Origin of the sequence: Caloramator sp. mosi_1, assembly GCF_028622835.1 — a bacterium.
In the GTDB taxonomy this organism is placed as follows: Bacteria; Bacillota; Clostridia; order Clostridiales; family Caloramatoraceae; genus Thermobrachium.
On the sequence record NZ_CP117677.1, the window covers coordinates 2,691,519 to 2,706,319 of the forward strand.

The 14,801-nt window shown below is 32.9% G+C and carries 13 protein-coding genes, 1 other RNA gene and 7 pseudogenes; all 21 read right to left on the minus strand.

The annotated features are described in order from the left end of the window. Window positions 1-24 precede the first annotated feature (24 nt). The 21 genes and pseudogenes from PL321_RS19030 to PL321_RS19135 all read right to left on the minus strand — a co-directional run bounded on the left by PL321_RS19030 (window position 25) and on the right by PL321_RS19135 (window position 14,789). Window positions 25-168 (minus strand): hypothetical protein, encoded by a 144-nt coding sequence (locus tag PL321_RS19030; RefSeq protein ID WP_273963015.1) that lies wholly within the window; start codon window positions 166-168, stop codon window positions 25-27. A 115-nt stretch (window positions 169-283) separates the two neighbouring features. Beyond that, window positions 284-553, minus strand: coding sequence for a hypothetical protein (locus PL321_RS19035; protein WP_273963016.1), 270 nt, complete (start codon window positions 551-553; stop codon window positions 284-286). Next, window positions 550-729 (minus strand): hypothetical protein, encoded by a 180-nt coding sequence (locus tag PL321_RS19040; RefSeq protein ID WP_337960897.1) that lies wholly within the window; start codon window positions 727-729, stop codon window positions 550-552. The genes PL321_RS19035 and PL321_RS19040 overlap by 4 nt, the downstream gene beginning before the upstream one ends. A 208-nt stretch (window positions 730-937) precedes the next feature. Continuing rightward, window positions 938-1,024, minus strand: coding sequence for a hypothetical protein (locus PL321_RS22075; RefSeq protein WP_443110843.1), 87 nt, complete (start codon window positions 1,022-1,024; stop codon window positions 938-940). 8 nt (window positions 1,025-1,032) lie between these two features. Beyond that, on the minus strand, window positions 1,033-1,257 hold the full coding sequence (locus PL321_RS19050; protein WP_273963017.1) for a hypothetical protein: 225 nt from the start codon (window positions 1,255-1,257) through the stop codon (window positions 1,033-1,035). Window positions 1,258-1,274: 17 nt separating this feature from the next. Further along, window positions 1,275-1,625 carry a hypothetical protein gene (locus tag PL321_RS19055; protein ID WP_337961249.1) on the minus strand — a complete coding sequence of 117 codons (351 nt, stop codon included), beginning with the start codon at window positions 1,623-1,625 and terminating at the stop codon, window positions 1,275-1,277. Between the two features lie 70 nt (window positions 1,626-1,695). Next, window positions 1,696-2,010: a hypothetical protein gene (locus PL321_RS19060; protein WP_273963018.1), complete on the minus strand. Its 315-nt coding sequence runs from the start codon at window positions 2,008-2,010 to the stop codon at window positions 1,696-1,698. A gap of 126 nt (window positions 2,011-2,136) precedes the next feature. After that, a complete protein-coding gene (locus PL321_RS19065) occupies window positions 2,137-2,412 on the minus strand; it encodes a hypothetical protein (RefSeq protein ID WP_273963019.1) in 276 nt (91 codons plus the stop codon). Window positions 2,413-2,450: 38 nt separating this feature from the next. Next, window positions 2,451-2,915: a DNA methyltransferase gene (locus tag PL321_RS19070; RefSeq protein ID WP_273963020.1), complete on the minus strand. Its 465-nt coding sequence runs from the start codon at window positions 2,913-2,915 to the stop codon at window positions 2,451-2,453. A 178-nt stretch (window positions 2,916-3,093) separates the two neighbouring features. Further along, complete coding sequence (locus PL321_RS19075) at window positions 3,094-3,261, minus strand: hypothetical protein (RefSeq protein WP_273963021.1); 168 nt, start codon at window positions 3,259-3,261, stop codon at window positions 3,094-3,096. Between the two features lie 256 nt (window positions 3,262-3,517). Then, window positions 3,518-3,866: a transfer-messenger RNA gene (gene ssrA, locus PL321_RS19080) on the minus strand. Window positions 3,867-3,869: 3 nt separating this feature from the next. After that, window positions 3,870-4,345, minus strand: a pseudogene (gene smpB / locus PL321_RS19085) (SsrA-binding protein SmpB). A gap of 121 nt (window positions 4,346-4,466) precedes the next feature. Beyond that, a pseudogene (locus tag PL321_RS19090) lies at window positions 4,467-5,185 on the minus strand (amino acid ABC transporter ATP-binding protein). Further along, window positions 5,178-5,836, minus strand: a pseudogene (locus PL321_RS19095) (amino acid ABC transporter permease). Before PL321_RS19095 ends, PL321_RS19090 begins: the two co-directional pseudogenes overlap by 8 nt. A 15-nt stretch (window positions 5,837-5,851) precedes the next feature. Then, a pseudogene (locus PL321_RS22080) lies at window positions 5,852-6,641 on the minus strand (transporter substrate-binding domain-containing protein). A gap of 1 nt (window position 6,642) precedes the next feature. Then, a pseudogene (gene argH, locus PL321_RS19105) lies at window positions 6,643-7,963 on the minus strand (argininosuccinate lyase). Beyond that, a pseudogene (locus PL321_RS19110) lies at window positions 7,960-9,166 on the minus strand (argininosuccinate synthase). The pseudogenes argH and PL321_RS19110 overlap by 4 nt, the downstream one beginning before the upstream one ends. Before the next feature lie 127 nt (window positions 9,167-9,293). Beyond that, window positions 9,294-11,420: pseudogene (rnr, locus tag PL321_RS19115) on the minus strand (ribonuclease R). An 11-nt stretch (window positions 11,421-11,431) separates the two neighbouring features. Beyond that, complete coding sequence (locus PL321_RS19120; RefSeq protein ID WP_273963022.1) at window positions 11,432-11,983, minus strand: HDIG domain-containing metalloprotein; 552 nt, start codon at window positions 11,981-11,983, stop codon at window positions 11,432-11,434. 329 nt (window positions 11,984-12,312) lie between these two features. Further along, the gene (locus PL321_RS19130; RefSeq protein WP_273963023.1) at window positions 12,313-12,600 is read right to left on the minus strand and encodes a sigma-70 family RNA polymerase sigma factor; all 288 of its coding nucleotides are present in this window, start codon (window positions 12,598-12,600) and stop codon (window positions 12,313-12,315) included. A 167-nt stretch (window positions 12,601-12,767) separates the two neighbouring features. Beyond that, window positions 12,768-14,789 (minus strand): sodium-translocating pyrophosphatase, encoded by a 2,022-nt coding sequence (locus PL321_RS19135; protein WP_273963024.1) that lies wholly within the window; start codon window positions 14,787-14,789, stop codon window positions 12,768-12,770. Window positions 14,790-14,801: the final 12 nt, after the last annotated feature.

Genomic DNA, 14,801 nt, shown 5'->3' on the forward strand with positions numbered 1-14,801 from the left:
TAACCTCTATTTCTATATATTGTTCTACAATTTTTTGATATATCCATCTTCATTTCTATATTCATCGATGTTATCAATAAAAAATAAAGTCAGAGGTTTTATTTTTACTTCCCTTGTTAATAATTGTCTTTCAATCTCAAAATGTTTTTTAATTGCTTTTTTAATCATTATTTCTTGTAATGTTTCTGAATAAGAGTATGGATTTATTTTATCTCCCTTTTTAACTCAAGTCCATTAGACAATAATACCTCACTTTTATTAAGCTTTTCTATAAAAAGATTCGTCATTTCCGGATGTATTTTTCTAAACTTTCTTTAATAGTTAATTTAAATCTTCGTCTTAAATCGTCTTCAATATATTCAAATGTAGCCTCTTTCCCATCAGAATCAACAAACCTAACAATTGAATTTTTACCTTTTTCAAATTCTATAATATGACCTATTACTCCCTTAACAAGATTTTTGTTAAAAGCATCAACTGCAGTTAGTTTATACACTAAATTTTCATATTCTTTAAATGTTGCTCCGTATCTTAATATATATTGTGGTTTCATTTTTGAATGTTTTTCCAAGTTTTATTATCCTTGGCAAATCTATGTGGTTCATCAATAATCAAAAATGGTTTAACTGATGCTATAGCATCAAAAGGATTTGTATATTTATCTAATAATGTTTTATCATAATTTTTACTCATTGTATCTGAATTAATCATTCCAGCATTAATTATCATAACCTGTATTTGATTTTTTCAAAGTCGCCCGCATTAACAAAACTATAAACTGCTGATGGAAAATTATTTTTTTATTTTTAGTCTTTTTGGCTTTCCACAATATGTAAATTAATAATTTTACCATATTGTTCTTTAAAATGTTCTATTGTACTATCAGAAGTCAGAAAATCTATAGTTCCAGCCTTTATAGCTAGAGTTGGAACAACAATTATAAACTTGAAAATACCAAAAACTTATTTAATTCAAAAATTGTTTTGGTATATGTATAAGTTTTACCTGTTCCGGTTTCCATCATAATATCTATTATATTACTATCTTTTTTATATTTTCTTTAATTCCATTTTTAATTTGAATATTCCTTATATTTTCTATATATTTAAAACCTTTATCTTTATCAAGAAAAGGGTTTATATATATAGAATCTGGACCTGTTGCTATTTGTATATCAAGCCCATTAAATACATCAACTGTTGAATCTACAGCTTGTGTTTGGTGCTCCAAATTCTTCTCAAAATTAAATCGCAACATATTAATACCCCCGATGTTTAGTACCTTATCACAAAATCTATATTAATACTCTTCTTATTTGCATAAGATGATATATTTTCCTTTATCTCTCTCATAGTTTTGCTTTCAAAATTATAGCCAAAAACCACTATAGTTGCAGGGTTAAATTCTTTATTTGCATCAATCTCTTCAAGAAGTTTCTTTAAATGTTTTGTTTCAAATCCTTTAAACATCAGATATAGTTTTGTATCATAATAATATCCTATATACCCATCTAAATCAATGGTCTTTAAATCTTCAGTTAAAGGAACACCATCATATGTTTTCCAAGTAGTAAGAAGTATTTGTATATCTTCTTCTTTTAGTTTTGCTGCATCAAAAATGTTAATTGTTCTTTAAAACTTTCTGCTTTTAAATCATAATCTTCCCAAATTGGAACTGTTTCAAATATCTTAAATCCTAAATCTTGATTTTTAATAACTTTATTTCTTCTTGAAGCTTGTTTATCTCTTCCTCTTTACTTTCTATATCAAGTCTTGCTCTAATTTCCTCTATCTCTTTTTCTTTTTCAGATATTTTCTTTTCAATTATTTCTTCCTTTATTTTCTTAGCCGCTCTCACTAGTCTTTCTTTTGTTATTTCAAATATAGTTGGATTTTCTACTCCGAGTTCATTCTTCACAAAATTATATGCAGTTTTGTTTTTCTTAGGATCAATAGCCTCTGGAAGTTGAACTAGAATATATTTTCTATTCCCACCTTCTTCTGCGTTCAATTGCATTACTGCATTGCCTGTTGTCCCTGAACCCGCAAAAAGTCAAGGATAATATCATCATAGTTAGTAGAATGAAAAATAAGCTTTTTAATGAGATTAATTGGTTTTACTGTATCAAAACCATGTTTATCGCTTTCTAATATACTTGAAAGCTCTTTTTGCACTTTCCGCTGTTCCGATATTTTTATCTAAAAATCCCCAAAATGGTTCCGTAATTTCGGAGTTTTCATCTTCTGGTCGCATTTTAAGTATAATTTTACCATCACGTATAAATAAATCATTGCGCTTTTTAAACATTTCAATTGTTTCTTTTCCTAGTTTCCATTGTTTTCCTTCCGGAGGGTAAATTCCATCAATTTCATAAATCATAGTTTGTCTTCCTCTAATATCTTCTGAATTCATAACTTCAAGTTGATACTCTCTATAAATCCCTCTATCATCTACTTCAGGATATTCTTTTTTCCTTTTTGAATAAGATTAAATCTCCTAGCGTCTTTTCTTGTATATACTAGTATATATTCTACTTTCGGTTGTAATTTATTAAAGGAATCTCTTGTATTTTGTGATTTTGTTTTGGATTCCCATGCAATACTTCCTATAAAATTATCTTCTCCGAATATTTCATCCATTAACAATCTTAATTGAGCTGTTTCATTATCATCAATAGAGATAAAAATAACACCATCATCTCTTAAAAGTTGTCTAGCAATATAAATTCTTGGATACATAAATGTTAACCATGCACTGTTAGAATTGCTTTTACTATTTACAAAATCCAAAACTCTTTTTGCTTTTTCTTCATCTACTCCTGCTAGTCTTGAAAATTCTTCAACTGTAAACTTTCTATTATCTTGATATACAAATCCATCATTACCTGTATTGTAAGGAGGATCGATATAAATCATTTTAATTTTTTGTAGTAAGCATTTGAGAGATGCTTTAAAACCTCTAAATTATCTCCTCTTATAAGCAAATTTTGTGAATTTTTATTTTCTTCTTTGTTATTCCATTCTTTATCTTCCTTAAGTAAAGTTGTTGCCGAATCCGTTGCAAGTAGTCTTGCATAGCTTTTCCCAAGCCAGTCTAAGCCATAGCTTTCTTTTGAAAAATCGACTTCTTGTGGTTGTAATTCTTTTTAAACTTCTCAATATCAAAATTCCCAAATCTATCAAAACATTGTGGGAAATGTTCCTTTATAACTTCTAAATAATTGTTTTTAGCAGTGATATTTAATGTTATATGCTGTTCCATTAGTTTTTCTCCTCCTTTATTACTAATCAAAAACAAATTTATTAACAAAACATATTTACTAATAACATTTTACAAAATAACTGAAACAATTTAAAGAACATTGTTCTGATTTTTACCGCACCGATATTTTTTATAGCACTATTTTTTCCCTTCAATTTTTAAATATTAAGTAAAATTTTTCAATTCCTATTTTTTAAAACAAAAAGCCCTGATTTCTCAAGGCTTTTATCTATCGTATCAATCAATCGTTCAAATATGGTGGAGGCGAGGGAATCGAACCCCTGTCCGAAAGAGTAGCCATCCAGGCATCTCCGAGCGCAGTCAGTGTTTTGACATTCCCTCCATCTGACTCCCACTGACAGGATTCAGACTTCAGTAGCTTCATAGATGCCGACCTATGGCAAAGCTTACATAGGCCCGTTCCCCACTTGTCGACGCCCTATCCCAGGCCGTGGGCCTCCCGAGTAGGACGGCTACCTGTTATTAGGCAGCTAAAGCTAAATTATCGTTTGCGTTTATTTTTAAGTCCCAGTGTTTAACGAGGCCCGGGTACCTCGGCTCGCTTCCTGAACCACTACCTCCCCGTCGAAATCCTTGACGCCCCCAAGTTAGTAGCGGTATTTTTCTTTAAAATGTTTTTCTATTTCTCTCATTGCATCCTTTTAGCAATATCTTCTCTCTTGTCATACAGCTTTTTACCCTTACAAAGAGCAAGCTGCATCTTAACAAGTCCTCTTGTTTGATATAATGATAGTGGAATTAAAGTATAACCCTTTTGTGAAACAAGTCCTGCAAGCCTTCTTATTTCACTTTTATGCATAAGAAGCTTTCTTGGTCTTAATGGATCTTTATTAAATATATTACCCTTTTCATAGGGGCTGATATGGAGATTATAAACAAATATCTCTCCATTTCTAACCTCTGCATAACTATCCTTTAGATTAGCTTTTCCCAATTTTACTGACTTTACTTCTGTACCAACAAGTTCGATACCTGCTTCATAAGTTTCTTCAATAAAATAGTCGTGTCTTGCTTTTCTGTTTTCTGCTAAAGTCTTATTCTCACCCTTCATATTTATCACCATCATTAACGTGTGTATTTAATAATATAATATTCATCCACTAATGTCAATATATCATATATTTCAAAATTAGTAAAGTTAGGAATGAAAATTCCGTTTAGGTTTTCATCCCTAAACGGAAAAACTAAAAATGACTCAAAAATTCTTTTAATCTATCACTCTTAGGATAGTTGAATATTTCCTCTGGTGTACCTTCTTCAACAATTGCTCCCCTATCCATAAATACAATTCTATCTCCAACTTCTTTAGCAAAGTTCATCTCGTGAGTTACAATAACCATTGTCATACCCTCATAGGCTAATTCCTTCATTACAATTAAAACTTCCTTTACCATTTCAGGATCAAGGGCTGAGGTTGGTTCATCAAAGAGCATAACATCTGGTCCCATCGCAAGTGCCCTTGCTATTGCAACCCTTTGTTTTTGTCCACCTGAAAGTTTTGAAGGATAAAAATCTGCCTTATCATAAAGTCCTACTCTTCTTAAAAGCTCAAGTCCAATTCTATTTGCCTCCTCTACAGGCATTTTCTTAAGCTTTACTGGAGATATCGTAATATTCTCAAGCACAGTCATATTAGGGAATAAATTAAAACTTTGAAACACCATTCCCATCTTCTGCCTTACTTTATTAATATCAACATTCTCATTATTTATCTTTGTTCCTTCAAATATGACATCTCCCATATCTGGTACCTCTAAAAGATTTAAACATCTTAAAAGTGTACTTTTTCCAGAACCACTTGGTCCAATGATAACTACAACTTCACCCTTTTAACCTTCAAATTTACATCCTTTAAAACGTGCAAACTCTTAAATCTTTTATTTAAACTCTTAACCTCAATCACTTAACTTCAATCTCCCTTCTAATTTACCTAATAATTTTGATAGTGAAGTCGTTAGAATAAAATAAATAATTGCTGTAATAATTAGTGGTTCAAAGGGTCTAAATGTAATACCTCTTATTGTATCTGCGTTATACATAAGCTCGTGTATACCTATAATTGAAACTATTGATGATTCCTTTATTACAACAATAAACTCATTTACAAGTGCAGGAAGAATATTTTTAAAGGCCTGAGGATATATTACATATCTCATAGCCATCCTATAGGGCATACCAAGGCTTCTTGCAGCCTCCATCTGTCCCTTATCTACCGCCTGTATTCCCGACCTTATAATCTCAGCAACATAGGCAGCACTATTTAAGGATAATGTAACTATACCTGATACTATATCTCCAAATTCCCCACCTATAAATTTAGAAAAATCAAGTCCATAGTAGATAATAAATAATTGAACAAGGAGGGAGTACCCCTCATAAATTCAATATATCCTATAGATACTGCCTTTAAAACTTTGTTGTTTGAAATTCTCATCAAGGATAAAACTGTTCCGAAAATTATTCCTAAAATAACCGAAAAGAAGGCTATAAGCACTGTAAACTTTGTTCCTTGTATAAAGTAACTGTAGTATTTAGGTAAAAAATCAAAATTCACTTGTCTACCTCCTTATTAATCTACAAGCTCGTTTGCCTTTATAACAAACTCTTCCTATCTTCTTTTCATCCATAAGTTTCTTCAAAGTCTTATTTATTTCATCTAAAAGTGTCCCTGAATTTTTCTTACTGCAATAGCAGAACCTGCATCTTCATCTGGAAGTTTTATTTCTGATATTATTAAATCAGGATTTTTGTTTACATTTGCCATAGCAACTGGTTGTTCAATTATTGCTGCATCAATCTTTTTGTCCTTTAGGCTTAAAAATATATCTGATATTTTCCCTAAAGCCTTAATCTCTGAATCCTTCATATACTTTTGTGCAAGTCCCTCTTGTATTGAACCCTTTTGAACTCCAACTTTTGCACCCTTTAAGTCATCTAAAGTTTTAAACTTGTCCTTATCCTCTGCACAAATTACAACTGTTTGAACAGCATAATAGTAAACATCTGAAAAATCAACACTCTTTTTCTCTCTTCAGTTGGAGTCATACCAGATACAATAAAGTCTATCTTTCCTGCCTGAAGAGCTGCAAGAAGACCATCAAACTTCATATCCTTTATTTCAAGCTGTACTCCTAAATCTTCTGCAATCTTTTTGCTATATCAATATCAAAACCAACAATTTCATCCTTACCATTTATAACCTTATGAAACTCATAGGGTGGATAGTCTGCACTTGTTCCTAATACAATCTTTCCTGCCTTTTTAATTTTACTTAGTTCATCTTGTTTTTCCTTGTTGCCACATCCAATAACTGAAACCATTAAAAGTAAAGTTAATAAAACTGATACAATCTTTTTCATACTATTCTACCTCCATCAAAATATATTTTTTATTTCCCTTCTTTAAAATATTTTCATAGTCAATGTACTCATATATATCCTCTTCTATTTTTGTTGAAAAAGCCTAAACTCCTCCAAGCTCAAATCCTCTATAGCCCTATTGCTGTCTTCACAGTATAGAACAATTCTTCCTACAATTTCGTGGGCATCCCTAAAGGCAACTCCCTTTTAACAAGATAATCTGCTACCTCCGTTGCATTAATAAATCCTCTTTTAATGCCTTAAACATTTCCTCTCTATTAACCTTCATTGTCTCAATAACGCCCATCATAACCTGAATGCAAATGTTTACTGTATCTAATGCATCAAAGAAACACTCTTTATCCTCCTGCATATCCTTGTTATAGGCAAGAGGTAGTGCCTTTAGCACAGTAAGTATATTAATCAAACTTCCATATACTCTTCCTGTTTTCCCCCTTATAAGTTCTAAAGAATCAGGGTTTTTCTTTTGGGGCATAAGGCTGCTTCCTGTAGAATATTCATCGCTTAAGGTAACAAACCTAAATTGAGGTGTAGACCAAATAATAATCTCCTCGGATAACCTACTTAAATGCATCATAAGTATAGAAAAGCCGATAGAATTTCAATCAAGTAGTCTCTATCACTTACACTGTCTAAATAGTTGCAAGTTGGAGACCTAAATCCCAATTCCTTTGCTGTATATTGCCTATCTATATCATTTGTTGTTCCTGCAAGTGCACAACTTCCAAGGGGACTTTCATCTAAAATATAAAGGGCATTTAACAGTCTTTTTTATCTCTCTTTAGCATTTCAACATACGATAAAAGATAATATCTAAAGGTTATAACCTGTGCAGGTTGTAGGTGTGTAAAGCCTGGCATTAAGAATTCATTTTCATCTCCTTTTTTATTAAAACACCAATCAACTTATCAATTTTAAAAACAGTCTCTAAAACCTCTTCCTTTACAAACATCTTCATATCAACAGCAACTTGATCATTTCTACTTCTTGATGTATGAAGCTTTTTCCAACATCTCCAATTCTATCTATAAGCTTTGTCTCTACAAAGGAATGTATATCTTCCCAGTCGCCCTCAAGCTCTAAAATGCCCTCTTCGATTTCTTTAAGAATTTCTTGTAGCCCCTCCAAAATCTTGTCCACTTCTTCTTTATTTAAAATATTCACCCTTCCAAGCATTTTAACGTGGGCAATACTTCCCTTATATCCTGCCTGTAAAGCCTTTTATCAAAATCAAAGGAACTATTAAATCTATTCATAAGTTCATTTGTTTTCTCACTAAATCGTCCGCCCCAAAGTTTCATATACTCACTTCCTCTTTACACTTTTGCTTTAATGATTTAATTTTTACAGGAAGTCCAAAAGCTTTATAAATCCTTCTGCATCCATATGATTGTATAATTCACTAAAACCAAAGGAAGAAATGTTTTTATCGTATAGTGCATTCTCAGTAAATACACCATAGGGGATTACATTGCCTTTATAAAGCTTTAGTTTTACCTTCCCTGTTACATTCTTTTGTGTAGTTTCAATAAAGGAATCAATTGCTTCTCTTATAGTCGTAAACCAAAGCCCATTATATATAATTTCTGAATATTTATACACAACAGACTCTTTAAAATGCAATGTTTCTTTATCCAGCGTTGCATACTCAAGTTCCCTATGGGCAGCGTAGAGAATTGTACCTGCTGGTGTTTCATATACACCTCTTGATTTCATTCCAACAAGTCTGTTTTCTAACATATCTACAATTCCTATGCCGTGTTCTCCTCCTAATTTATTTAAATATTCAATAATCTCGATTGAATCCTTTATTCCATCAACACAAACAACATTTCCTTCTCTAAATTCAATTTCAACTATATCATCCTCATTTTTAGCCATCTCTAAAGGCTTTACAATATCATACATTGATGTATTGTGTGGTTTTTCTATAAACTCTAAGTCTCCACCTTCGTGACTTACGTGCCATAGATTTTTATCTACTGAATATATCTTTTCCTTTGTAACAGGAACCTCTATTCCCTTTTCTTTAGCATAATCTATTGCATCTTCCCTTGATTTTATATCCCAAATTCTCCAAGGTGCGATAACTTTTATGTCAGGGTTTAACGCATAGATTGAAACCTCAAATCTTACTTGGTCATTTCCTTTTCCTGTACAGCCGTGAGCGATATATTTTGCTCCTTCTTTTTCTGCTATCTCAACTAATTTTTTCGTAATAAGCGGTCTTGCCAGTGAAGTTCCTAATAGATATTTACCTTCATATAAAGCTCTTGCCTTTATTGCCTTTGATAAATACTCTTCCACGAATTCTCTTCTTACATCCTCTATATAAATTTTAGAAGCTCCCGATTTTATAGCCTTTTTCTTATGTAGTCCGTATCCTCACCTTGTCCTACATCAACATAAACAGCTACAATTTCTAAATCATAATTTTCCTTAAGCCAAGGAATTATAATTGATGTATCAAGCCCACCAGAATAGGCCAACACAACCTTTCCCATTACCGCACCTCCTATAATTATTCATTTTATGTTTTTAATTATACATAACCATTTATTTTTATGCAAGTATTTTTATAATATTTTTGTATAAAAATAAGAGCATCTATCCTGCGATAGATGCTCTTATTTATTCTTCATATTCATCTGCAATAACAAAATCTATTGTTCTTGTCTCTAAATCTGCCTTAACTACCTTTATTACAACCTTATCACCAAGTTTATAAATCTTCTTTGTTCTTTCTCCTATAAGTGAATGATGTTTATCATCATAGATGTAATAATCATCAGTTAAGTTACTTATATGAACTAAACCTTCAATTGTATTTTCAAGTTCAACAAACATACCAAAGGATGTTACAGATGATATTATACCTGGATATACTTCTCCTATTCTTTCCATCATATACTCGACCTTCTTAATATCATCTGTCTCTCTTTCTGCCTCCTGTGCAATTCTTTCCATATCACTTGATTGCTTTGCTGCCTCTTCAACAAGCTTCTTTAGTTTTTGTTCTCTCTTTTGGTCTATTTTTCCCTTAAGGTGTTCCTTTATTATTCTGTGAATTATAAGGTCTGGATATCTTCGTATTGGTGATGTAAAGTGGCAGTAGTATTTTGCTGCAAGACCAAAGTGCCCTGCACACTCTGGTGAATATCTTGCCTGCTTTAACGACCTAAGTAGAAGTGTACTTACTACAACCTCCTCATCTTTACCCTTTACTTGTTCTAATATGTCCTGAAGCACCTTTGGATGAACTTCTCTTGTAACCCTCAAGATATATCCTAAGTTGTGTATAAATTCACTAAAGTTTAATAGCTTTTCTTCATCTGGATCTTCGTGAATTCTGTAAACAAAGGGAACACCAACCCAATACATATGTTCTGCAATAGTTTCATTACATACAAGCATAAACTCCTCTATAATCCTATTGGCTATCTCTCTTTCATAGGGTTTTATTTCAATTGGTTTACCCTTTTCATCAAGCACAATCTTACATTCTTCAAAGTCAAAGTCAAGTGCACCACGCTGCATTCTCTTTTATAGAGAATTAAACAAAGCTCCTCCATAAGCTTAAAGTCTTCAAGTAAATAATCATATTTTTTCATAAGATCAGGGTCTTTGTCTCTTAGTATCTTAGTAACATCCGTATAGGTCATTCTCTCACTTGTTTTAATAATACTTTCAAATATTTCGTGGCTAACTACTTTCCCATTTTCGTCTATTACCATCTCACAGCTTAAGGTTAATCTATCAACCTTTGGATTTAAGCTACATAAACCATTTGAAAGCTTCTTTGGAAGCATTGGTATAACTCTATCTACTAAGTATACACTTGTTCCCCTCTTAAAGGCCTCCTTATCAAGAGGTGAACGTTCTTTTACATAGTAAGTTACATCGGCAATATGAACACCTAATTTATATTTGCCATCAGGTAGCTTTTCTACTGATACAGCATCATCTAAGTCCTTTGCATCCTCACCATCTATTGTAACAATCCTTTTATCTCTTAAATCTCTACGTTTTTTAATTTCAGCCTCAGGTATTTCCTCTGGAATTGCATTTGCATATTCCTCAACCTCCTGCGGAATTCCTCAGGAAGATTGTATTTTTTAATTACAGACAAAATGTCTACACCTGGAGTGTTTATACTTCCTAATACCTCTACAATCTTTCCTTCTGGATTTCTTCTCTTTTCAGGCCATTTTGTAACCTCTACTACAACCTTCTGTCCGTCCTTTGCTTTACCCATATTAGATTTAGAAATAAATATATCCTGGTATATCCTCTTATCATCTGGAACTACAAAACCAAAATTCTGGCTCTTTTCAAATCGTCCAACAATTCTCTTGTTGGCTCTCTCTAAAATCCTTATAATTTCTCCTTCAACCCTTTTATCCTTAATAGCAGCCCTTGTTATTCTTGCTATAACTCTATCATTATGCATTGCACCATTTATACCTTCTGCTGGTATAAATATATCTGGCTCTCCCTCTTTGTCTGGTATAACAAAACCATAGCCTTTGCTGTGGCCCTGTAGCCTTCCAACAACAAGATTCATTCTCTCTGGAACACCATATCTTTCTTTTTAGTCTTAATAATTTGTCCATCCTGTTCCATATCATCAAGTATTTTATAAAATCTTTGCCATTCTGATTTATCAATATCAAAAATCAATGCAAGTTCCTCTGCTGTCATTGGTTTATAGGCCTCTTCCCTCATAAAGGCAAGAATCTTCTCTTTAATTAAGCTCATAACATCACCTCTTACAATCCAATTTCTTGTGCTATTTTTTTCATAGATTCAAGTCCAATTTGTATAAATTCTTCAAGTGTTAATCCTATCTCCTCTATAGATTTTATTTGTTCTCTATTTGCTCCCTTTGCAAAATCCTTCTTCTTCATCTTTTTAAGTACAGAATCAACTGTTACATTTTCTAATCTTTTGTCTGGCATAACAAGAGCACAGGCAGTTATAAGACCACTTAATGGGTCTGATGCCCAAAGTGCCTTATCCATTTTACTTTTTCTCTCAAATCCGTGTATTTCATTATGAACCTTCACGGCATATACTATGTCTTCATCCACACTTAATTCCCTTAGAATTTCAGCACCAACAATACTGTGCTTTTCGGGCAATTCCATTGTTTCTTCATAATCTATATCGTGTAAAAGTCCACATAGCATCCATTTTTCTTTGTTCTCACCTAATTTTTCTGCCAGCCCTCCCATAATAGCTTCAACTGCAATCATATGGTTTAATAAATTCTTATTGTTTACTCTATTTGTGACTTCTCTTAAGGCCTCTTCCCTTCTCATATAATCCTCTCCTTCTTATTTTTTTCATTTGATAAAGTTTGTATGTATAATTAATCTAAATTATCCTTAATCTTTTTACTGAATTCTTTAATACCTTTCCTATATAGCTTACGTGAAATCCAAAGTGGTCAGCTATCTCCTGCATAGTCATACCCTCTATGTAATATTTTGTAAATATATTTTTTGTCTTTCAGTAAGATGCCTCATTGCAGTATATATCCTTGTTAAATCCTGTTCCTTTGAAATTTCTTCTAATATATTTTCTTCAAAGCTCTCATCCTTTATGGAATCAATAAGTTGAAGGTTTCCTTCGTCATAGCTCTGCTCATTTAATGAAAGATATCCAAAATGTTTTTTGCCTCTCTATAAAAACTTCTTATCTCATTTTTTATGTATGTAAAGGCAACCGTTGAAAATTCAATTCCCTTTGTTAAATCATAGCTATTAAAGGCCTTATAAAGTCCTATTGATGCAACCTGAAATAAGTCATTATACTCTGCAGTCCCCTTCCATCTATTACAAACCTTATAAAGCATATTTTTATACTTGTCAAAAACCTGTTCAAAGGTCATTACAACGTATTCTCCCTCTATCTTAAGCAGCTTTTCCTTCCTCAAAGCACCAACTCCTTAAGTATTTCATCTTTTACTATTTTTTCACATATTATAATTATTATACATCAACAACCCCACTGATGCCACTATAACATTACAGGTAACATAATAGAAGGCACGAATAATATAAAATATTATTCGTGCCTTGTTTATTTCCCAGGAAATATATATTACTTCAACATTTTTATTAACATTCCACCATATTTCACAAATAGTGGTGCAAAAACAAGTGAAACAATTGTCATAAGCTTTATTAATATGTTCATTGATGGACCTGCTGTATCCTTAAATGGATCACCAACAGTATCACCAACTACTGCTGCCTTATGAGCAAAGCTTCCCTTTCCACCGTGTTCTCCTGTTTCAATAAACTTCTTAGCATTGTCCCAAGCACCACCTGCATTTGCCATTAGGATTGCAACAAGTACTCCCGATACAACAGCACCAGCTATAAGTCCTCCTAAAGCCTCTGCACCAAGTAAAATACCAACTATTATTGGCACAACTACTGCAAGCACACCAGGAAGAACCATTTCCTTAAGAGCTGCTTGAGTTGATATATCTACACAAGTTCTGTAATCTGGAGTAGCTTTTCCCTCCATTAAACCTGGTATTTCTCTAAATTGTCTTCTAACTTCCTCAATCATATGGTTTGCAGCTTTACCTACTGCCTCCATTGAAAGTGCACCAAAGAAGTAAGGTAGAACTCCACCTAATAATACTCCAACTAATGTTATCGGGTTTAATAAATCTATCTTTTCAATACCTACAGCCTGTGAATAAGATGCAAATAGAGCAAGAGCTGTAAGTGCAGCTGAGCCTATTGCAAATCCCTTTCCTATTGCTGCGGTAGTATTTCCTACTGAATCAAGTTTGTCTGTAATCTTTCTAACTTCCTTTGGAAGTCCAGACATTTCTGCTATTCCACCTGCATTGTCTGCAATTGGCCCATAGGCATCTACTGCAACTGTCATACCAGTTGTTGAAAGCATACCAAGGGCTGCAAGTGCTATACCATAAAGTCCCATTGATACATTGCTGTATCCTCCCATTATAAAGAAGGAAAGCAGTACTGCAACTGCAATAAATACAATTGGTAGAACAGTTGAATACATTCCGACTGAAAGACCTGATATTATGTTAGTTGCAGGTCCTGTTTCTGATTGCTTTGCAATTTTCTTTACGTGTGTAAAATCTGCTGATGTATACATCTCTGTTAATTGTCCTATAATTACACCTACTATTAAACCTGCTGTAATTGCTAAGAAGGCCTTATAGTTTCCAAAAACAGTTTTGCTTAAAATAAAGGATGCAATTATAATCAATATACTACTTACATAAGTACCGTTCTTGAGTGCCTTTTGAGGATTTGAATTTTCATCACCCTTTACAAATAAAGAACCAATGATAGATGAAATAATTCCTATTGCAGCAAGAACCATTGGGAAGATTATTCCTTCACCATTTTTAAATAAAACTGCACCTAATGTAAGTGATGAAATAATTGCACCTACATAGGATTCAAAAAGGTCTGCACCCATTCCAGCAACGTCACCAACATTATCTCCAACGTTGTCTGCAATGACTGCTGGGTTTCTTGGGTCATCCTCTGGAATGCCAGCCTCTACTTTACCTACTAAATCTGCCCCAACATCTGCTGCCTTAGTATAGATTCCTCCACCAACACGAGCAAATAAAGCTATTGAGCTTGCTCCAAGTCCAAAGCCAGTCACTATATTAGAATCTTTGAATATTAAATATAATACCCCAAGACCTAAAAGTCCTAAACCTACAACTGACATACCCATAACAGCACCACCTGAGAAGGCTATCTCAAGTGCCTTGTTTTGCCCCTTTGTTGCAGCCTGTGCGGTTCTTACATTAGCCTTAGTTGCAACCTGCATACCAAAGAAACCTGCTAAAATTGAAAATAACGCCCCAATTAAAAAGCATATTGCTGTTTTCCAATTAATGAATACAACAAGTACTATAAATACAATTAAGATAAATATTGATAAAGTCTTATATTCTCTTGTTAAAAATGCCATAGCCCCTTCGTGTATGTAGCTTGCAATTTCCTTCATTCTGTCATTTCCCGCATCCTGTTTGCCTATTTTATTTGAAAGGAAAAAAGCAAATAATAAAGCAATAACACCTGCAATAGGTGCCAGCACAATTAATTGATTATTCATTTCTTTTATCCC